The sequence below is a fragment of the Rhodoferax sp. GW821-FHT07F03 genome (assembly GCF_059418745.1).
Genome location: NZ_JBWKQM010000011.1, coordinates 1 through 20,733, shown reverse-complemented (window position 1 = coordinate 20,733; position 20,733 = coordinate 1). Strand labels below are relative to the sequence as shown.

Annotated in this window: 13 protein-coding genes and 1 riboswitch; of the genes, 2 read left to right on the top strand and 11 right to left on the bottom strand. The window is 58.1% G+C overall.

Annotated features, from left to right (window positions below; genetic code table 11):
- Positions 1–16 precede the first annotated feature (16 nt).
- From ribD to AC07R0_RS17505, 11 genes are all read right to left on the bottom strand, one after another.
- A complete protein-coding gene (gene ribD / locus AC07R0_RS17555; RefSeq protein ID WP_495105791.1) occupies positions 17–1,102 on the bottom strand; it encodes a bifunctional diaminohydroxyphosphoribosylaminopyrimidine deaminase/5-amino-6-(5-phosphoribosylamino)uracil reductase RibD in 1,086 nt (361 codons plus the stop codon).
- Positions 1,103–1,150: 48 nt separating this feature from the next.
- On the bottom strand, positions 1,151–1,477 hold the full coding sequence (locus tag AC07R0_RS17550; RefSeq protein ID WP_495105790.1) for an energy transducer TonB: 327 nt from the start codon (positions 1,475–1,477) through the stop codon (positions 1,151–1,153).
- 278 nt (positions 1,478–1,755) lie between these two features.
- Positions 1,756–2,238: a type IV pilin protein gene (locus tag AC07R0_RS17545; RefSeq protein ID WP_495105789.1), complete on the bottom strand. Its 483-nt coding sequence runs from the start codon at positions 2,236–2,238 to the stop codon at positions 1,756–1,758.
- Positions 2,235–7,265, bottom strand: a complete 5,031-nt coding sequence (locus AC07R0_RS17540; RefSeq protein ID WP_495105788.1) for a pilus assembly protein — start codon at positions 7,263–7,265, stop codon at positions 2,235–2,237. Before AC07R0_RS17540 ends, AC07R0_RS17545 begins: the two co-directional genes overlap by 4 nt.
- A 41-nt stretch (positions 7,266–7,306) precedes the next feature.
- Positions 7,307–7,951 (bottom strand): pilus assembly PilX family protein, encoded by a 645-nt coding sequence (locus tag AC07R0_RS17535; protein ID WP_495105787.1) that lies wholly within the window; start codon positions 7,949–7,951, stop codon positions 7,307–7,309.
- 46 nt (positions 7,952–7,997) lie between these two features.
- Positions 7,998–9,059, bottom strand: a complete 1,062-nt coding sequence (locus AC07R0_RS17530; protein ID WP_495105786.1) for a PilW family protein — start codon at positions 9,057–9,059, stop codon at positions 7,998–8,000.
- Positions 9,056–9,790: a type IV pilus modification protein PilV gene (gene pilV / locus AC07R0_RS17525; RefSeq protein WP_495105785.1), complete on the bottom strand. Its 735-nt coding sequence runs from the start codon at positions 9,788–9,790 to the stop codon at positions 9,056–9,058. The genes AC07R0_RS17530 and pilV overlap by 4 nt, the downstream gene beginning before the upstream one ends.
- Before the next feature lie 13 nt (positions 9,791–9,803).
- Entirely contained in the window at positions 9,804–10,403 is a 600-nt protein-coding gene (locus tag AC07R0_RS17520) for a GspH/FimT family pseudopilin (RefSeq protein WP_495105784.1), read from the bottom strand.
- Positions 10,404–10,470: 67 nt separating this feature from the next.
- Positions 10,471–10,914 carry a transcriptional regulator NrdR gene (nrdR, locus tag AC07R0_RS17515; protein WP_495074996.1) on the bottom strand — a complete coding sequence of 148 codons (444 nt, stop codon included), beginning with the start codon at positions 10,912–10,914 and terminating at the stop codon, positions 10,471–10,473.
- 13 nt (positions 10,915–10,927) lie between these two features.
- Entirely contained in the window at positions 10,928–12,172 is a 1,245-nt protein-coding gene (gene glyA / locus AC07R0_RS17510; RefSeq protein ID WP_495105783.1) for a serine hydroxymethyltransferase, read from the bottom strand.
- A 36-nt stretch (positions 12,173–12,208) separates the two neighbouring features.
- A riboswitch (ZMP/ZTP riboswitch) is annotated at positions 12,209–12,368 on the bottom strand.
- A gap of 26 nt (positions 12,369–12,394) precedes the next feature.
- Positions 12,395–13,228: a lytic transglycosylase domain-containing protein gene (locus tag AC07R0_RS17505; RefSeq protein ID WP_495105782.1), complete on the bottom strand. Its 834-nt coding sequence runs from the start codon at positions 13,226–13,228 to the stop codon at positions 12,395–12,397.
- Between the two features lie 628 nt (positions 13,229–13,856).
- Here AC07R0_RS17505 and AC07R0_RS17500 point away from each other — a divergent pair.
- Positions 13,857–17,708: a DUF748 domain-containing protein gene (locus AC07R0_RS17500; RefSeq protein ID WP_495105781.1), complete on the top strand. Its 3,852-nt coding sequence runs from the start codon at positions 13,857–13,859 to the stop codon at positions 17,706–17,708.
- Between the two features lie 141 nt (positions 17,709–17,849).
- Positions 17,850–20,657: a DUF349 domain-containing protein gene (locus AC07R0_RS17495; protein WP_495105780.1), complete on the top strand. Its 2,808-nt coding sequence runs from the start codon at positions 17,850–17,852 to the stop codon at positions 20,655–20,657.
- Positions 20,658–20,733: the final 76 nt, after the last annotated feature.

The following is a 20,733-nucleotide window of genomic DNA, read 5'->3' as shown; positions in this document are numbered from 1 at the left end:
CGCGCCTTGAAATTCTTCAGAACTGGTCGCGGCCCTGAACGCGCGCGGCAATGCGGATATCCGGGCCGACCTGGCTGACGGATGTGAAGTCCAGGGTGAGCGCGTCCTGCAGATGTGCCAGCGGGCTGAGTTGTGCCATATCCATGCCCGGGCCGATCAGTTTAGGCGCCATGTAGACCAGGAACTCGTCCACCAAACCAGCCTGCACCAAGGCGCCGTTCAGCGTTTGGCCAGCTTCCACATGGACTTCGTTGATTTCCCGCCGCGCGAGTTCACGCAGCATGGCTGTTAAATCGACTTTGCCGTCTGCGCCGGGTAGATGGAGCACGGTGGCGCCCGCAGCTTCTAAGGCTGATTTTTTGGCTTCATTTTCGACGCTGGCGCAGATATATACTGCGCGACCAGCTATAAAAATACTAGCGTCTGGCGGTGTGTCCATTCGACTGTCCACCACCACCACATGGGGCTGGCGCGGCGTATCTACCAGGCGCGCATCGAGACGTGGGTTGTCTTTCAATACAGTGCCAATGCCGGTCAAGACGGCGCAGGTGCGTGCCCGCGAGGCATGCCCGTCTGCACGTGCAGCCGCGGAAGTGATCCACTGGCTTTCACCATTCGATAGCGCGGTGCGGCCATCTAGCGATGTGGCCACTTTCATGCGCACCCATGGTGTCTTGCGCACCATGCGGCTGAAAAAACCCAGGTTGAGTTCGCGTGCTTCCTCCGCGCCCGGGCCCACTTCCACTTCAACGCCGGCAGCGCGCAGGCGTGCAAAGCCGTTGCCTGATACCAGGGGGTTGGGGTCGGCAAGAGACGCAACTACCTTGCGGATGCCTGCTTTTACCAGTGCATCGCAACACGGCCCGGTCCGGCCCTGGTGTGAGCAGGGTTCTAGGGTGACGTAGGCTGTGGCGCCTTCTACGCTTTGGCCTTGGGTAGCTGCATCGCGCAAAGCCATGACTTCGGCGTGCGGGCCGCCGACTTGTTGGGTATGGCCTTGGCCTACTATTCGCCCCTGCGCATCTACCAGTACGCAGCCTACTGCCGGGTTGGGTGAGGATCGCAGGCGCGCTTGGCGGGCTTGGGCCAGGGCCAAATGCATAGGGGGGCGGTCTTGGCTGGGGGTCACAGAGGGCATTGTAGAAGTACCCTATTCGTTGGTTAGCACGATTTCTAGTTGGCGAAAGCTGGGAACAGCGTTAAGGTTTAGATGCGCAGGCCGGATGCGGGTCTGCGCCAGCGTGGCCAGTGCTTTGTGCGCCAGTTCGGCGTTGCCCCCGTCGTCCACCAGTGCCCATTGGTCAATCGAGCCTGTCGCAGAAATCCACAACTGCAGCACCATGCGTAGCGTGTAGCCGCGTGGTAGCACATCGGTATCGATGGCCCAGTCGCTAAGTGGTACAGCGGGTTCATCCACTGCGTCTATGGGCAGGTAGCCCGCCAAGTCCGGTTGGGTTGTGGAGACTGGCTCTTCCACTACGGGGGCGGGTGCCGTGGCAGAGCGGGCTCGGCGCGCTGGCGATTGTGGAAGGACGACTGGCGCTGGGGGCAGTACGTTGGCGGGTGACGCTGCAATGGCAGGGCTTACTCCTGGGGGGGGCAGTAATCTGGCTTCGATCAGTGTTCCCTGGTTAGGCGCCAGCCGAGGGGGAGTGTGGCGCCAGAACATTGCAAGCAAACCGGCATGCAGAGCGAGCGACCCTAGCATTGCCCAGCCCCAAGTGCCAATACGCACAGCGGGTAGCAGCGCCCGGCTTATTTCCAGCAATTGGCGATGGCTGCCGCTGTGGTGGCGCCTGCCGCAGCCGTGTAGTGGACGACGCTTCGCCGCCCCAGGTGGTCTATCGTCATGTCCCCACATTGGTCAGTGGCCATGGCTGCGCCTGGTGTGCGGGTGGCCGTTATCGTGAAAGTGTCGCGCGTTGGAGTGCTGACAGCAATGTTATACAGCGGTGATCCCTGGCCCGGGACGGGAGAAGTAATGAAGCGGGCCGGGAATTGTGTGGAGTCGGTGACCGCAGTACCGGCGCTGTTCAGGTCATAGCGGTAGTTTTCGGAGTAAAACCGCTCCATCCACTGCTGCCCAGCCACCAGCACGGTTTGCGCCTCAGTGCGGCGGCCGCGCGCAATCTGCTCTTTGTAGCTAGGGAAGGCGATGGCGGCCAGGATACCAACAACTGCAACGGTGATCATCAACTCAATCAGAGTAAAGCCTAAGTGTGTTGTGGGGCGTTTCATCGGTCGGTCCTTAATCCTGGAATCTCACGCCATTGCATACGTCCGAGTGGGTAGTAGCATAGATTAACTGCGCTACTCGCACTGGTCGGTGTTTTGCGAATCATGTCGGGATCAGGGCAGGCACCCGCTGCTGTCCTGGTGCCTGTGCCGCTGCTGCTATTGATGTTGGTACAGCCGGCATCTGCCGAAGTGCAACTGACGGTTGAGCTGGTGCGGTTGCTAACGGTCACCCATTTTTGGTCTGCAACGCTGATGCCTGCTATCAGCGTGCCGGTGCCGGTCGTGCCCAGGCCCAGGCGGGTTGCGCGACCCGCAATCGGATCAATGACGTAGAGGGATGCGTCTGGCGTGCTGTTGCAGTCGTTGGTCGTGGTTTTGGGACGCACGGTGGGAAATATCAGATAGCCGCCCGATATGTCCGGGTCTGATAGCAGGGCCTCTCCAGAGCCTGGCAGATCGAAATACCAGCCGTCATTCGTCGTCCAATTAATGGCAGTGTAGGTAGATACCCCATTCGTGGTGCCGTTGGCGGTTGCCGTGATATTGCCGGTGTTTGCATCACGCGCATATGTGCGTGTCACGAGGGTGGACATGCTGGTTGCAATCATGGGACCTGTCCCACTGCTGGCCGTGGATGCAAATGTGGGACGGTCCCAGAGTCCGTAGAACCGCTGTTTTACGCTTGTATTGGGGAAGTCCCCTGTCTCAAATGATTTGCCGGTACCAAAGTTAATAATCAAGCCGTCAAATGATGGATAAACATATTCCGGAGAAGTAGTAATGGGTAACGCAGTGGTAACGCGGGTTGTCGTGTCGGTGTACTGGGCTGTAAAGAGTGGACGGTTAACCCCGGTGGAAGTCTTGTACGCTACGCCCCATTGGCTAGGATCGACATTGCTGATGTCAAATTTCCACATATTGCCTTTGAGGTCGCCCGCATAGACCACATCGGCTGTGCCGTTGTTGTCTCGGTCAATCCAGGTGGGGGTTGACAAACCATTCCCCGTGCCTACATCGGCAATAATTTTGACGTAGTTGTAGTTGGTGGTAGGGCTGGCGATCCAACTGCCGGATGTTGCACTGGGGCCATCCACAAACAGTATGTACAACACTGCTTTCCCGTTGGTGGATTTATAGCCATTGTTAAAAATAAGACCAAACTTTCCATTATTGAGTTTGACTACCGAATTGGGTTGGAAGGTATTAGCGTTTGTCTTGGTGTCGTTCACGATATAACCGAGATCGCTGTCATCGTCGGCGGTGAACTGCCATTTAAAAATACTGTTTGCATTACCTTCGGTTAATGCTGCCGTGTCGGTGACATCCAGGGCAAACAAGCCTTTACCACCCCGCCCCAGCGTGCTGAATGCATAGGTACTCCACGTTCCGGTTTCTGCTGTTGTACTAGTTGCCGGGACGATGTTGGTCTTGACATCTGCGGTAAAGGGGCTGCCGTCCACATAGGCCCAGACCGTTGTATCGGGTTGTCTTTCTGTGGCGTCCAGAGTGAAATTTACTCCGTTGACCCGGGTGCGTGCCGCCGTGCCACGTTGCAATGGAATTTCTGCCAAGCGGTTCGCCACAGTTCCAGGTATATAGGCAAATACTTCAGCACCGGTGTCCGGGTTAAATGCGTGCAGCATGCCATCATTCACCGCCGCCCACAGTAATTTGGCACGACTCTTTTGGTTTGATACAAACTGGCGATAACCTGGGTACTGCGATTCCAAAAAGTTGGCTGCAGGGGTGGACTGCATGAAAGGGGTTGCATTGACAATTGGTCCAAGCATATTGTCACCGCGCACGCGAAGCCCGGTGGATACATTTTCCAGGGATTGGTCGCCGCGTATGTAATTCAAAGTTAGCTCTGCATTGGCGTTGCTAAGCGTGTTGGTGCTGGCAGTGGTCATTTGCGCAATATAAGCCGCAGGTAAACTAGCCCAGCGAAACGCGGTTCCTGCCGTGGTATTGGTGGTGCTTTTATTCCCACTGTTGGTGATGATTTGACGAGTATTGCCATTGTCACCAGATGTTCCATTGCTGCCACTGGTGCGATTGCGCAGTAGTTGACCTGCACGCCATGTGTAAGTTGTTTCGAAACTTCCATCTGCCTTGAGCTTATAGGCTTCAATATTCCCACTCACAGTGGTGGAATTGAATCGCGCTACATATTTATAGCTTCCTTCCGTCATTTGTGCAGATGTTGTGGCTGGTGCTGAATTTGCAGATTTTGCTAGGTTGTCCAATGCCTTGCGCAATTGCTGCTCCAGCAATTCTGGACGACGTGCTAGAAAATAACCATCGGGAACCCCATCACTGCCTGTAGTTCCATCTGCATTCATGCTATCCCATGATGCTGTGTTCGCAGGCAGAGATACATTGGTATATGTTCCATCATTGTTTTGTGTGCTGGAATCAAAATCCCCGTATTTTGCAGCGTAATACAACGGATCTTTGATTAAGGCAGAGCTTTCACCAACCATTTTGAAGGTCATTGAAACTGGGTAATCGACATTTTTGACGGTGCAATAGCTGGCAAGATTGGGAATGGTTGGGTCTCCAGTAGTGCCGTTTCCAGTCACGTTGCAGACGGTATTTGCGTAGGTTCCAGTAAAAAGAGTGCTGGTTCTCGCACGATAAGAAGTATCTCCGCACAGGTATTCTGATGTGGGCGGCATTCCAGAAAGAATTCCGCTGTTGTAATGTTGATGAGTCAAATACCGACCGTTTGCGCTAACGTTTGCGGAGTCTGTTACCCCGATAATGCTGAAGCCGTGTGTGCCAGCGCCGCCACCACAAACACCGGGAATGTCTGTGGTTACTTTAATGTATGGACCATTTGCATTTGATGCTCCATTTGCATCAACTATGTCATATCGTATAAATCCTGTAATATCCATATCATAGTCGCCACCCATTAATATATCGTTCCAGGTAACAATAAATGCGCCATGTGTGTTGCTAGAGCTAATCGATGCGAATGTGAGTGGTGCACTTATTCCGCCGCCGCTTTGAACGCTCTCAGGCGTGATGTACACATATTTTATAGGGTTGGTGCCCGGAACGGGTATGTCAATTCGAGGAGCACCACCAGCCAAGGATGCTGCTAATGTTTTTACTTTTAATGCGTCTTTGACTTTTGATAAATCGTTGGGCGGATTGGTTATTGTCCGAATTTGATTGGTATTGCCGTATAAAGCGGCGCCTGCAACCTGGTAAGTTCCACCCATTGCCGGTGCTTCGGGGCAAATGCCTGAAACATCTGACAGCGTGCCGACTGTTTTCGCGGAACATGAAGTTCCGTAGCCACCAGTGACGGAGCCTACGGAGCGCAACGTATTGTTGAATCCTTCAGTAACTCCCACGGTGTTGGTGTAAGTGGTAATACTGGGTGAGCCGGGTAGTGTGGCAAAAGGGGTGGCCGCCTGGCCATCGAAACTTAGCGCGCTATGTGAAAACAACAATACATTCATGGGTCGGCAAACTGCGTTGCCGTACAAACTTGTTCGAGTTGAATTGCTGTTGGACAACGGGTCTTGCCACGCTACCGTTGGAATGCCTCTTGCGGTGTCTTTGGTCGTAGTACTGGGGTTGGTGGGCGTGGGAGTGGTTCCGTTATAGGCATAGTACTGGAGTGCCTGCACCAGCATTTCCCCCATCGGGTTTCCCCAAGACGATAAAACCCCTTCTGATACAGAACTGGGTGTTCCTGAGCTAGCGTAACTATTGGCAGAGCGGTCGTTTAATATAATATTATCGAACGCTTTGATTGCACCATTCCCTGTACTTCTTCCATCCGAGAGTGTGGTGGCGCATCCTGACGATGTACTGTGGCAAAAAACACCCGTACTGCTATTTATTTCATCGGAAAAATCCCCCATGTTTTTCCGTAAAGCACCGGCGGTATAGTTTTTATCGTAGCTCCCAGTGATTACACCAAACTCAGCGCGAGACGCTCCACCAGTAATCGAATGACCAAACTCCTGAAATAACCCATACGGCTTGTAGTTGGTGGTTGATGTGGCGGGAAATGCTTGGCAATGTTCCTCACCCAAAAAACTCGGATCGCAGGCTTTTACTCGGACGGTCAGTTCTGGCCCGATGCCGCTGTATGTGGCTCCATCGGTTGTTCTGCTAGGTATGGTTATTTCATGCGCAATACCGCCTCCTCCTTTGTCGGCATCTTGGTAGTATCGTGCTAATTTGGGTCCGAAGGTTCCGACGTTGTTGTAATCTTCTCGCCATTGGCAAAGTCTGATTTCCACAGTGGACCAAAATCGGACGTTGCCTTTAACCATACGCATAATGGGTGCGTTGGGGTTCGCAGTGCTGCTGTCACTGGTTCCCAAGTTGCAAATGCTGAGACCGGCGTACACATTGGGGTTGCTGCCGGTTGTTTTGGTCAAATCACTTGTAGAGAATGGAGTGTAATCACGAATATCCGTGCCGCGATAGTATTTGACAAAAGAATGGGCGTCAAAATTCAATGCAGCTCGTTCTAGTATGGTGGTTCCTACGCCGCCCGTTGTTGTGTCTGTACTGCGTTTTCCGCCATAAAGAATTTTTCTGATGACATCAATTCTGGTCATGGATGACCAGTTTAAAAAATTTCCGCTCCAGTAAGATTGCGTGGATGGACAGGTATAGCGTGTGGATGTAACGGAGTTTGTTGTAGTGGTAGTTGCAGTTGCAATTGCGGCGGGGTTAAACTGGTTGCTTGTTGTATTGTATACGTAGCATTTTGTTGCATCAAAATACCCGTAATATTTAAATGAAGGTTTGAATGTCGTATCAATGACGCCGTCACCATCTAGATCTTCAAAATCTGTATAAACTGGCCCAAAAAGACTATGATCTTTGGACGCCGCCAGCATAAGCATGGGGCGGTTGGAGCTTGTTGTGATATTGGGTGGGACCAGCGATTGCGGCGTTGATACGTCTACGGCCGTTGCAAATGCTGGGTTTATTGTGAAAATCAGGCATGCTGCAGCAATAATCGCGGATTTGCTGTATTTAATGATAATCATGGGAGATCCTTAAATAGACCGATATGGATGGCCTGGATTTATTACTCGTTGGTGTAGATGGATTGCAGCACTACCTGGGTGCGTTGTGTATAACCAAATCCACGTGAAGTGATGCGGTAAACATTGATTTCTTTACCGCCTTCTATAGAGCGCTTGAAATATTCAATAAGGTATTCAGGCTGTATGGCAACACCACGTATATAAGGGGCCCCTGTGTAGGTCCCTAGGGGCACGCCACCAGTGAAGCCGCAATTGGTTGTGTTTACTGGAGTGCGTCCTGGTTTGCTGCTGAATGTGTTGTTCCATAAGCCCCCTCTGCCAGTGGGCCACCAGGGTTCTGGATTGATTGAGTTTCCGTTGCCGTCATCCCAAACGGATGCTCTGTACAAATCGTCACTTATTTGGCAGAGGCCGGTGAGGCAAGTCGGCCTAAAGTCGGAGGTACTGACGGCACCGCCCCTGCTGCAGGAGGCGTTTGTAGGCATGACGGTGGAAATGTTGTTCAGGTCGCGCTCCGCATCTCGCAGTGCGGATTCTGCTGCTTGGCGGGCAACCTGCTGGTCTAGCTGGTTGCGGGCCAGGCCTTCGCCCAGCATGGATTGGCGTGCCGCCCAGATGGTGAGTCCGGTAATGGCTAGCAAAAACAATAGCACCATCACCAGCGCAACGCCTTGTTGTTGTGCCATTTTTGCGGTGTAAGGGGGGGGGCTCCGTGTGTTCATGCAGGTCGTGTCAGTAGACTTTGTTGAGCCGGTTGTTCACTGAGAACACTTGGATAAAGCGCTTGCGCAAGCTGGTGTCGCTGGCCCCTTGGGTTTGGGTTATATCGTTGCAGTCCAGGTACGTCCGTTCCGCGCCGGCTTTGTCGGCGATTTTGGGGCTGGCCCCCATACTTTTGGTCATCACGCACACCCGAACGGCAATGACGCGGGCCCATGGAGGTATGGGGACTGGTGTGCTGATACCCTTGCTCAATTCGACCGTGCCCAGTTGATTGATGCCATCTGCGGAGAGGAAGCGGTCAACGGCGCGCATATTGGCGTCGGCAGTTGCAGCAAAAATTCCATAGGTAATCTGCAGGTCTTCAATGCCGTCAAGCATGGGTTGGTAGGTGTTGTTGGTGTTTGTGCCCCCGACTACGCTGCTGCTGGCCCCGTTGCCGCTGCAGGCCAGGCTGCCCGTGGGGATGGTTTGTTTGTCAATTTCCACTTGGCTGGTGTTGATGCTGTACCGGTTGGAGACAAACAGCGGCTGTACAGGCTGCGTCAGTGGATTGGTTCCGGTCCGGCCAAGGTTGCTTCCATCATTGGCGACATCGGCCCCCGTGCAGTCACGCCGGTCACCGGTATTGCTACTGGTCTGCATGGCCAGCGTGTCATTGGTGAAGTAATTGATGACGATGGAGTCCGGGGCGCCATTTGTACGGGGGCCGCAGGTGCCTGTTGTGGGTTGGAACTGGGCGCTGTCACATCCAAACAGGCCACTTGCATAGGCGGGTGCGGGCAATGCCCAATCGGTAGGGGGGTAGAAAGTGAGTTTCGGCATGGGTTCTGCCGCAGTCACCAGGTCGATGTTGGCTGGGTAGTAGCCTGCTTTGCGAATTTCTTGGCCCAGTAGCTGCAATGTAAAGGCACCCACTTCGGCATTGCTGCCCATGCGGTCTACGGCGCGCTGGGTTTCTCTGGTGCCTAGATAGACATAAGCGGCAGCGGTTATTAAAAACAAGGTGATAGCGAGCGTCACCATGAGCTCAATTAAGGTGACGCCTTGCTGGTGGTACTGGCGGTATGTCATGGCATGAAGGCAAAGCGGGTGCAGCGTACGCCTGCTGGCACGGCGGCAGCGCCAGGGCAGCAGGTTTGCTGCGCAAGGCCGTAAGTGATATTGGAATCAGTGTCGGCTAAGCAGCTGTTGGCGGTGACTAGACTGGCTTGGGTGCTGGCGGTGCCGTCGTCGGTGCGGAAGGATTTGTCGGTATTGTCTTTGTCCATCCACATCAGCGTGACATTGATGCCTGTGCTGCGATTGCCTTCTACAAATACCGCGCCTTGTGGCAGGCTTTCGCGCACGTTTTTGCGCCAATTCAACATGTCGTAGCTCGCTCGGTTAGCGGGGGTGCAGCTGGTGGTGCTGCCTTCACAGGCCACTGCGGCTAGTTGGGTGTTGAGTGTGGCGGTGGTAATAGCCTGCTGTGCAGCCCAGGTGGCTTGGAAGGTGTACATGGATTGGTTGGCTGCTGTGCTGGGTATCGTGCTCAATACGCCACCCGTGCGGAAGTTGGGGCCGGCTGCGAGAGGGTTAATGCGCACGTGATCGGCATAGTCGGCATACAGGGTGGCCGTGGCGGCGCGTGCCCAGCTACCCAGCTTGTATTTGGTGGTTGCAACCTGAAGCCCGGCAATGCCGAGCAAGCCGATCGACAGAACAACCACGGCCACCAGCACTTCAATCAGGGTAACGCCTTGTTCTTGCAGGCGTGGCGTATCGCGAAATTGCGGGGGGCATGGCGTGTGGGCGGGCGTCATGGTGTTCTTGGCTTCAAAAATTAGCGCAGCTGCTGCTTGCGGGAATGGATCGGGTGCGTCCGGTAATGGCTAGGCAGATGTTGAAGCCGTAATTCATCGTATTGGAGCTGTTACTGCTTTGGTGTATCAAATCAAACTCATCCGCTCGGTTGAGTCCGATGTTGCCGCGTGCATCGAAGTTGATTTTCCGAGTGGGCGTGCTGCGTTGTGATTGCAAGTAGTAGTCGGAGTTGCCAGCTCTGCGTACTAGAACCATGTCTTCCGGGACAGTCGGGGCATTGAGTGCTGCATTGCAATCCGGGTTCAGAAAGACGATCCAACCGATCTGCCAATCGCTGCCTGAGTTTGTACAGGTAGGTGATGCGTTGTCCACCGTGCTGCTCATGCACATTGTTGTGCATGTATTTTTGCCGACGGCTTCGCTGCGTGCCCGCAGCAAGCCACCCTGGAACTCATTTCCAATACTTGAAAAAGTATTGCGGACGATAAACGCCTGCAACGACGGCGTAGCCAGTGCCGCCAGTATTGCCACGATGGCAATCGTGACCATTAACTCAATGAGTGTGAATCCCCTATGGCGTAGCGCTAAGTGGGAAGATGGGTAAAGAAACATGTATGTGATTGTGCCGTTAACCCATCTGGCACAACCCGCCACTTATCTCGCAAAAACTACCGCTTACCTAGATGTCCTGGATCAGCCGGCTGAACTCGTCCACGTCTTCAAAGCTGCGGTAGACCGAGGCAAAGCGCACGTAGGCTACCTTGTCCAGGTTCTTCAGCTCGCGCATGACCAGTTCGCCCAGTTTGGCAGTAGGCATTTCCTTGACACCGCTGGATAGCAAGGTGCGTTCGATACGGTCCAGGGCCGCCTCTACTTGCTCTATGCCCACGGGGCGCTTGCGCAGCGCCAGGCGCATAGACGCCTGTAATTTGCTACGGTCGAAATCGGTGCGGCTGCCATCCTTTTTGACCACGCTGGGCATGGCGACTTCCGCCCGTTCGTAAGTGGTGAAGCGTTGCTCGCAGCCCCCACAGCGGCGCCGGCGACGGACCAGGTCGCCGTCGTCGGATTCACGGGTTTCAACTACTTGGGTCTCACCGTGGCCGCAGAAGGGGCATTTCATGGCTAGCTAACGCTTAGCGGTAGACGGGGAAGCGGCTGGTCAGTGCTGCGACCTTGGTGCGCACGGCGTCCAGGTTGGTGGCGTCACGCGGGTTGTCCAGTACGTCGGCCACCAGGTTCGCGGTGGCGCGGGCTTCTTCGTCCTTGAAGCCACGGGTGGTCATGGCGGGGGTGCCGATACGCACGCCGCTGGTGACCATGGGCTTTTCCGGATCGTTCGGGATGGCGTTTTTGTTAATGGTCATGTGGGCGCTGCCCAGTACGGCCTCGGCTTCCTTGCCAGTGATGCCCTTGGCGCGCAGGTCCACCAGCATGACGTGGCTTTGCGTACCGCCGCTGACGATGCGCAGGCCACGTTGGGTCAGGGTTTCGGCCACGATCTGGGCGTTCTTCAATACCTGTTGTTGGTAGGTTTTGAATTCGGGTGTGAGTGCTTCCTTGAACGCCACGGCCTTGGCTGCAATAACGTGCATCAGTGGGCCGCCTTGCAGGCCAGGGAAGATGGCGCTGTTGATGGCCTTCTCAAACTCTGACTTCATCAAGATGATGCCGCCACGCGGGCCGCGTAGGCTTTTGTGGGTGGTGGAGGTGACGATGTCGGCGTGGGGCACGGGGTTGGGATAGATGCCAGCGGCAATCAGGCCTGCGTAGTGGGCCATATCGACCATGAAGATGGCGCCCACATCCTTCGCGACTTTGGCAAAGCGCTCAAAGTCGATAGCAAGAGAGTAAGCGCTGGCGCCCGCAATAATCAACTTTGGCTTGGTTTCATGGGCCTTGCGTTCCATGGCGTCGTAGTCGATTTCTTCCTTCGCGTTCAGGCCATAGCTGACAACGTTGAACCATTTTCCGCTCATGTTCAGGGCCATGCCGTGGGTCAGGTGGCCGCCTTCAGCCAGGCTCATACCCATAATGGTGTCGCCGGGCTTGAGGAAGGCCAGGAACACGGCTTCGTTCGCCGATGCGCCGCAATGTGGCTGCACGTTGGCGGCTTCAGCACCAAAGAGCTGCTTGACCCGGTCGATAGCCAGTTGCTCGGCCACGTCCACGTATTCGCAACCGCCGTAGTAGCGGCGGCCTGGGTAGCCTTCAGCGTATTTGTTGGTGAGCTGCGAGCCTTGCGCGGCCATGACGGCGGGAGAGGCGTAGTTTTCGCTAGCGATCAGCTCGATGTGGTGTTCTTGGCGGGCGTTTTCGGCCTGGATGGCGGCGAACAGCTCGGGGTCGGTTTGTTCAATCAGAATGCGGCGGTCGTACATGGCAGTCCTATCAGACGAAGGTCTTGGGGTTGGAACAAGTGCTGCCCAGGCGAACGGCTGAACACCAGACCACAGCCTGGTGGCACGCTTCCCAGTGGTTGTCCGAAAAACCTTGTAATAAAGGTGCTGCGGTGGTCCACGTCAGCGTGAGCACCCGCTGCCGGGGTCACGCCTATCGCCAGTTGCGTACCCGTCTAGTGTAACGGAGCCAGCGAACGCAGATCAGTACTTGCCGAGTGCTGCCACTTTTTGTACGTCATCCGTTGCGGGCAGCTTTTGGACGGGCGCAGTGACGGGGATGGCACGGAGTTGCGGGGCCGTGGGCGTTGCGCGACCGGCGGCCACTTGTTGTAGTCGGGCGTGTTCGGCCATGACTTTGCTGGCGTAGCCACCGTCATCTTCGATGTTGGCCGCGCCTACGTAAAAACGTAGTCCGCCTTCGACTGAACCGGCGCGAGCAATGCACTCTTGCAATACTTTGACACCCACGCGCAGATTGGTCAGCGGATCAAACGCTGCCAGCTTGCCGCCAAAAACGTCGTACTTCTGGGTGTGAACCTGGGTCATGACTTGCATCAGGCCTTGGGCACCCACAGAGCTTTGAGCAAAGGGGTTGAAGCCGGATTCGATGGCCATGACGGCCAGGATCAAGGTCGGGTCGAGCTTGACGCGACTGCCGATGTCATAGGCTTCGGCCACCAGGGCGCTGACCGGTTCGGCCGCGACATGGTATTTCTTGCTCAGCCAATAAGCCACGGCCGCTTGCTGTTTAGGCAGGTCCTTGGGGTTGCTGGCGGTGGCACGGTCCACCGCCTCGGTGTCTGCCTCGGCAATGTCTTCCATACCGGTAGGTTCAACCTGGCGTTCTTGCAACCAGCCCATCAATTGGACTTCGGCCACCTGACGCAGATCGGGCCGGGCGGTCATGGTCACGACGGTAAAAGCCACAACCAAGCCCAAGAGGGCAAATCCGTTGTGGGTAATCTCAAAAAAGCCTTGGGCAATATCGGATGCGAAGGTTCGCAGTCCATGTCCTAACTTTTGTAACGCTGTCATAGCACTTCCTCATCGAGCGAAGGCCGGGGGCGATCAATTTGCGTAAGAGCAATTCGCTTTGGCACTTCGATTGGGTGGGTACGCTATCAGTATCCTGCGGCGCCTTCCAGGCTTGTGCAGCGATCTGATGTAGCCGGGGGTCGGCAGCGGATTCGGGTTGTCCCTAGGCCATAGGGGGAGGGACGGGCGGATTCTAGGAGGACTTATCATATCAAGTCAAGAATATGAAAGTTGATCCTTATAATAAATTGGCAATTTCGAAGCCCGTTTTCACCTAATTTGCACAGCGAAACTGTCACTTGGGAAAGGTGTCAGGGATTTTTTTGTTTCATGATGTAAGTACCTGATGGTAGTGTATACACCTGTTGTGTTGCTACTACCTCGATTTCATGTGTCAAGAAAATTGACTCAATCGCAGACTGCATATGCATTGAAAAGCAGATTTGTAATCCCCACCACCATGGACTAAATTGACACCGCCTGTGCAAACAGGCGTTCACCGGTAGGAGCCTGCTAAGCCTGACACTTTGCGACGGCGGTGTGGAGCAGCCCCGGTACTATATGGAGGCAATCTCTTGCTTCCAATGCAATGGGGGACATCACTCTCTCCCTTGCAAACCCAGACGGCATGAACCGCAAGTTCGCCGTCAAGCCCGGCGGCCAGGCTCACTACCTACCGTCCGGGCTTTCTGCTTTTCAGACGGTGCATTCCCTCACAGCGCCGCGCATGTCTGGCGGCAAAATGGGCACCATGACTTTTGCATCTTTTGTTTCCCGTCCATGGCTGCGCCGCGTGCTGTGGGCTCTCGCTGGTTTGTTGGTGTTATGGGCGCTGGCCTGGTTGGCGGTGCCACCGCTATTGAAAAGCCAGTTGGAGAAGGCGGGCAGCGAAAAGCTGGGTCGCCAGGTGCAGGTCGGCCACGTGGACTTCCACCCCTGGACGCTGGCACTGTCGCTGGATCAGCTCTCGATCGCCGGCCCCGCGGGGGCCACGCCGCAGCTGCGCATAGAGCATGTGCTGGTGGACGTGGCGCTTTGGCAATCCCTGCGCCGGCTGGCTCCCGTGGTCGATGCGATTGCGGTGCAACAGCCGCAGCTGAAGATCACCCACCTGGGCGAGGGGCGCTACGACTTTGACGATATCGTGGCCCGCCTGGCCACACCGCCTGATCCCCAGCCCAGCCCTACGCCTTCGTTTGCGCTGTACAACATCACTCTGACCGGCGGGTCGGTGGACTTTGTGGATCAGCCTGTGGGCAAAACCCATGCGGTGCGCGATCTGCACCTGAGCCTGCCTTTCATCAGTAACCTGGATTCGCAGCGCAGCATCCAGGCCGAGCCCAGGCTGGCCTTTACCCTGAATGGCAGCAGTTTTGACACCGCGGCCCAGACTACGCCCTTCGAGCCCACCCGCAAGACGGATGCGCATCTGGTCTTGAAAAACCTGGACTTGGCGCCCTATCTGCCCTATTTGCCCGCCAGCCTGCCGGTCAAGGTGCAGGGGGCGGTGCTGAATGCCGACCTGCAGCTGGCGTTTGAAGAAACTCCCAAGATGGCCGTGCGTCTGCGCGGCGTGCTGCAGGCCGACAAGCTGCGGGTGGCGAACCCCCAAGGCGCGCCGTGGCTGGCGCTGGACAGCTTGAAGCTGACGCTGGACGATGTGCGGCCGTTGGAGCAGGTGGTAAAGCTGTCTTCGATCGAATTGAACGCGCTAGCGCTGGATATGCGTCGCAATGCTGCCGGTCAGCTGGATTTCCTGGTGCCGCCGGTTGCTCCTAAAAACGTAGCTTCTCCCGCAGGTAAATCAAGCGCTAGCGGTCAAAAAGATGTTGAAGTTGCAGCGTCCTCGCCGTGGAAGCTCAACGTGGCCAAGCTGGCGCTGACACGGGGCAGTGTGCGCTGGACCGACGCCACGACCCACCCGGCAGCCCAGCTGGCTTTGAACGATGTGGCATTGGAGGCATCGGCCATCGCCTGGCCGTTCACCCAGCCGCTGAAGTTCAGCGGGCAGGCCCAGTTGGAGGAGGGTGGGAAGGCCCCGGTTGGCAAGGCTGCCGAGCTGCGCTTTAGCGGCTCCGCCACCGACCAGGAAGCGAATGTCGATGCCAGCCTGGGCGGCTTGCCGCTGGACCTGGCTGCGCCGTACTTGACCGCCGTGCTGGAGCCCCGGTTGAGTGGCCAACTGAATGCCGATCTGCAGCTGCACTGGAAGGCACCTGACACGCTGCAGCTCACGGCCAAGCAACTCACGCTGGACGGTCTGGCGCTGGGTACGCCGTCCAACGGCGGCAAGCCGGCAACGGCAGCCCTGGCCAGCCTGCGCCAGCTGCAGCTGCTGCAAGCCCAGGTCGATCTGGCCCAGCACAGCCTGCGTATCGGCAAGCTGGCCTTGACCGAGCCGCGTGCCAAGGTGGAGCGGGGCGCCGACCAACGCTGGATGTTCGAGCGCTGGCTGAAAACGGCCGCCGGTGGCGCGCCAGCAGCCGCGTCCGTGGCGACTGCGCCGGCGACTTCCAGCGCAACAGCCAAGCCCTGGTCCATCAACGTGGCTGACTTTGCCTTGGAGGGCGGCGCCGTCTCCTATATAGATAAGGCGACGTCTCAGCCTGTCTCCTTGGATTTGACGGCTTTGCAGGTGCAGATGAAAGACCTGGACCCGAACAGTGCAAAGCCCTCGCCGCTGAATATTGCCGCCCGTATCGGCGCCGGCAATGTAGAGGCTGGACGCATGTCTTACAAAGGTACGCTGGCTCTGCAGCCGCTGGCAGCCCAGGGCCAGGTGGATTTGGTACATCTGCCCCTGCATGCGCTGGAGCCGTATTTCGGTGCCGGCCTGAATGTGGACATTGTGCGGGCCGACACCAGCTTCAAAGGCCAGGTCGCTTACAGCGCCAGCCCGGCCGGGCCGGTGCTCAAAGTGCGTGGTGACGGTACGCTGGAGGAGTTCCGCGCCAACCGCTCGCCCTACAGCAGCACTCCAGACGCAGGTGCCAACCAGAACCGTGAATTGTTGAGCTGGAAGCTGCTGAACCTGCGCGGGGTCGACGTGGCGCTAGCTCCGGCCGCCGTGACCCGCATCGAGGTCAAGGAAACCGCGCTCAGCGACTTCTATGCCCGCGTGGTCTTGGACGAAACCGGCCGTATCAACCTGCAAGACCTGGTCAAATCCAGTCCGACGGAACCGGCTGGTGCTACTAATACTGTAGCTGCTAGCGCAGGTAAATCCAGCGCTAGCGGCCAAAATAATGCAAATGGTGCAGCGCCTGTGGTGCGCATAGGGGCCATCAGTCTGGTCAATGGCCGGGTGCAGTTCTCGGACCGTTTCATTAAGCCCAATTACAGCGCCAACCTCAGCGAGCTGACCGGCAAGCTGGGGGCGTTCTCCTCCGTGGCCGAGCAGGGCGTGGTACAGCAGGCCGACCTGGAGCTGCGCGGCCGGGCCGAGGGCACGGCCTCGCTGGAAATTCTGGGCAAGCTCAACCCGCTGGCCAAGCCCCTGGTGCTGGACATCAACGCCAAGGTGCGTGACCTGGAGCTGCCCGCGCTGTCACCCTACAGCATCAAATACGTCGGCCACGGCATCGAGCGCGGCAAGCTCAGCGTGGACGTGCACTACGTGGTCCAGCCCGATGGCCAGCTGACCGCCACCAACAGCATCATCCTGAACCAGCTGATTTTTGGCGACGAGGTGGCGGGCGCGCCGACCAGCCTGCCGGTGAAGCTGGCCGTGGCCTTGCTGGCTGACCGCAATGGCGTGATCGACCTGAATTTGCCCTTGTCCGGCTCGCTGAACGACCCGCAGTTCCGCATCGGGCCGGTGATCTTCAAGATCATCGGCAACCTGATTGCCAAGGCCATTACCTCGCCTTTCAGCCTGCTGGCCAGTGCCTTTGGCGGCGGTGGGGATGAGTTGAGCGTGGTCCACTTCGCCCCCGGCAGCACGGTATTGACCCCCGAGGCCCGGCAAAACCTGGACAAGGTGGCCAAGGCGCTGGAGGCGCGCAATGGCCTGAAGTTGACCGTGGTGGGCAGCGCCAGTGCCGAAGCCGAGCGTGAGGCTCTGCAAAAAGCCCGCCTGCAACGCCGTGTGTTGGCCGAAAAGCGCCGCAACGCCGTGGTGGACGGCGCGGCCGCGCCCGATGCCGATACCAGTGAGCTGGCGTCTATGGCTGTAGATCCGGCCGAATACCCGGCCCTGCTTAAGTCCCTGTACAAGCGGGCCAACTTCCCCAAACCGCGCAACGCCCTGGGTCTGGTCAAGGACTTGCCGGATGCCGATATGGAGCAACTGTTGCTGGCCAATCTGCCCGCCAGCGACGATGCGCTGCAGCGGCTGGCGGTACAGCGCGGTGTGGTTGTCCGTGACTATCTGGCGGGCCAAAAAATCCCGCTGGAACGCTTGTTCCTGGGGGCTGCCAAAACCTTGGCGACCGAGGCTACCTGGCAGCCACAGGCCGAGCTGCAGCTGGCCATGCCCTGAAAATCCGGGGCTGCCAGAGCGGGATTTATGCGGCGATTTGAAAAGCGGCGAAAATAGCACCTTCGCCCCGAACCGGACCTGTGTGCCGTGGGGCCTAGCGGCCCCGGTGGCCGCTTGTTCTATCCCCAAATAAATTCATCCATGTTCGGCTTCTCTTCTCCTAAAACAACACCTGCCACTCCTTCTGAAAAGCCTGCCGTGAACGCCACAAAATCCCAAGAACCGCATCCGCTCGACACCCTGACGGGGGGCGCTTTTTCCGCCCACACCGCGGGAGAGCGTGCGCAGCGCATCCGCGACTGGCTGGTCACCAACCCCAGCTACGAGCAGATGCAGGAGGTGTTCCAGGAGCTGAACGGACGCGACCGTGGTGCAGCCAAGCCGTTGAAGGAAAAGCTGGACGAACTCAAGCGCAGCAAGGGCGCTGAAATCATCGCTGCCGAATGGGCCCGCAAGGCCACCGCGCTGCTGGCTCTGCCCAAGCTGAACATGGCCGATGCCATGGCCTGGCAGCGCGATGCCGCCAAGGCTGGCGCACCGCTGAGCAAGGAGCCGCTGGCCGCCCTGAAGGTACAGCTGGCCGACCGTGTCAAAGGCATTGAAGACCTGCAGCACCGTGTGCAGGTGCAGCGTGAAGCCGCCGTGCTGCTGGCCCAGCGCATCGAAGTGCTGTCCACCAAGCCTTGGCGCGATGCCCAGGCCGCACTGGACGTGCTGCGCAACGACGTGCAACACTGGCAAGACCAGGCTGCAGCCTTGGCGTCCGACAGCAACTGGACCAGCGTGGACGGCAAGTACCCCACCATGCTGGATGCCTCGCGTGGCCAACTGCTGGTGGTGTGGGATGCCTTCCAGGGCGCTTTGGCCCTGGTCGTCGCGGCCGACGCCGATGCCAATGCGCCGTTGCCTCCGGTGAATGTGTGGGCGGACGAAATCCGCGTGGCCCGTGGCATCCCATTGGAAGCCGCCAAGCCCGCCAGACAGGCCAAGGAGGCCAAGGCACCGGTGGACCCGGCCCTGCGCGAAGCCGCCAACAAGGCCGTGCAAGATGCACTCAGCAAGGTCGAGCAAGAAGTGGCCGAAGGCCATGGCAAGGCCAGCGCCGGCGCCGCAGCCGCATTGCGCAATGCCTTGAAAGAACACAACCGCCTAGTCGATGAGAAGCTGGGCAACGCCGCGCAAGCCGCGCTGGCTGCCGCCGGTGAACTGGAAGGCTGGCAGCGCTGGCGCGCCGACCAACTGCGCGAAGAACTGTTGATCAAGGCCGAAGGTCTGCTCAAGCGCCCCGACGGCCACGCCCTGGGTGGCCGCAAGATGCAAGACACGCTGCGCCAGATGCGTGAGCAATGGAAGCAGACCGACCAAGGCGGCGTGCCCAACCATGCGCTGTGGAAGCGTTTTGACGAAGCCTGCAACGAGGCCTACAAAGTCGTCGAAGCCTGGCTGGACAAGGTCAAGACCGAAGCCGTGGCCAACAAGGCCCAGCGCCTGGCGTTGATCGAAGAAGTCAAGGCCTGGGCCGCCGAGAACGTGACGGCCAAGGACGGCGACTGGAAGGGCTTCTCCCGCATCCTGCACCAGTTCGGCGACCGCTGGCGCGATGCCGGCCACTTGGGTGAGAAGGCCTTCGCTGAAATGCAGCCGCTGTGGAAAGAGGCCATCAGCCTGGCCGCTGCGCCATTGGAAAACCTGCAAAAGCAGAGCGTGGAACGCCGTCAGGCCATGATCGAAGAAGCCAAGCAACTGGGCGCCGCACCCGTGCTGCGCATCGACGCCGTCAAATCCCTGCAGCAACGCTGGCAGGCCGAGGCCCAGGGCGTGCCGTTGGATCGCAAGTTCGAACAAAAGCTGTGGGACGCCTTCCGCAAGCCGCTGGATGAGGCCTTCAACCGCAAGACCGAAGAGCGCAGCAAGGCCGCCACGGCCCTGAGCGACCGCGACCGTATGGTGCTGGACGCCGCCAAGGCCCTGGATGCCGCGAACGCCTCCGGCGATGCGCAAAAGATCCGCTCCGCCATGGCCGACCTGGAAGCTGCCTTGCGTGGCCAGGCCCTGGCTCAGGCCGCCGTGAATGCCGACAAGGCCGACGCTGCCGCCCAGTCCGCTGTGCAGGCCGAGTCAGCCGCTGCCGCGCCAGCGGCTGAGGTCTCTGAAGAAAATAACCCTGCAGCGCAGGAAGAATCTGCGCAAGCAGCTATTGAAAATGTAGCAAACGCAGAACCCACCGCAGAAGCAGCCCCGGTTGAAGCGCCCAAGCCGGTGCGCAAGCCTGTGGTGGCGATGCGCGGCGACGACCGTCCCGGCATGAAGAAGGCCGAGCCCGCACCCGCTGCGGGCCGTGGCGGCAAGTTTGGTGACCGCAAGGACGGCCCGCGTGGCGCGGCCCGCCCGGGCGACAACAAGTTCGAGCCCCGCCGCGACGACCGTGGTGGCCGTGACGGTGGCCGTTTTGGCGAGCGCCCTGCGTTCGAAGACCGTGGCCCACGCCTGGGCGATGCGGCCTTCCGCGCCCAGCGCGATGCGCTGGAAAATGCCCAGCACGCGCTGAAGAAGCTGGCCGCGCAAGCCCATGGCGAGGTCTTGACCGACCTGCTCAGCGCCTGGGAAAAACGCGACGTGGCTCAGCTACCCAGCGTCCAGGCCCTGGGCCATGGTGTGAACCCAGCGACCCGCACGGCCTGGGCACAAAGCCTGAGCGCCCCCGCAAAGACCGATGAAAAGACGGCCGCAGAAGCCCTGCTGCGTCTGGAAATCGCTGCTGAAGCACCCACGCCGGCCGAGTTGGTCAGCGCCCGTCGCATGCTGCAACTGCAGTTGCTGACCAAGCGCAACGACCCGTCGCCCGCACAAACCTGGGCGCAAGATGCGGCCAAGGTCTGGGCCAGCAACTTCGATGCCGGCCAGGCGCGACGCATGCAGACCGTGCTGAAAGTCTTGCTCAAGCGCTAAGAACGTGTTCACGATCTTCTGAGCAGCAGGGCCAAGAAAGCCAGGTGGACAAACTGCAGGCTGGTGTTGATGTGGC

Coding starts and splice junctions, on each gene's coding strand:
- ribD (WP_495105791.1), bottom strand. CDS start 1,102: ATGCATTTGGCCCTGGCCCAAGCCCGCCAAGCGCGCCTGCGATCCTCA.
- AC07R0_RS17500 (WP_495105781.1), top strand. CDS start 13,857: ATGAACCGCAAGTTCGCCGTCAAGCCCGGCGGCCAGGCTCACTACCTA.
- AC07R0_RS17495 (WP_495105780.1), top strand. CDS start 17,850: ATGTTCGGCTTCTCTTCTCCTAAAACAACACCTGCCACTCCTTCTGAA.
- pilV (WP_495105785.1), bottom strand. CDS start 9,790: ATGACGCCCGCCCACACGCCATGCCCCCCGCAATTTCGCGATACGCCA.
- AC07R0_RS17545 (WP_495105789.1), bottom strand. CDS start 2,238: ATGAAACGCCCCACAACACACTTAGGCTTTACTCTGATTGAGTTGATG.
- AC07R0_RS17535 (WP_495105787.1), bottom strand. CDS start 7,951: ATGGCACAACAACAAGGCGTTGCGCTGGTGATGGTGCTATTGTTTTTG.
- AC07R0_RS17540 (WP_495105788.1), bottom strand. CDS start 7,265: ATGATTATCATTAAATACAGCAAATCCGCGATTATTGCTGCAGCATGC.
- AC07R0_RS17505 (WP_495105782.1), bottom strand. CDS start 13,228: ATGACAGCGTTACAAAAGTTAGGACATGGACTGCGAACCTTCGCATCC.
- nrdR (WP_495074996.1), bottom strand. CDS start 10,914: ATGAAATGCCCCTTCTGCGGCCACGGTGAGACCCAAGTAGTTGAAACC.
- glyA (WP_495105783.1), bottom strand. CDS start 12,172: ATGTACGACCGCCGCATTCTGATTGAACAAACCGACCCCGAGCTGTTC.
- AC07R0_RS17530 (WP_495105786.1), bottom strand. CDS start 9,059: ATGACATACCGCCAGTACCACCAGCAAGGCGTCACCTTAATTGAGCTC.
- AC07R0_RS17520 (WP_495105784.1), bottom strand. CDS start 10,403: ATGTTTCTTTACCCATCTTCCCACTTAGCGCTACGCCATAGGGGATTC.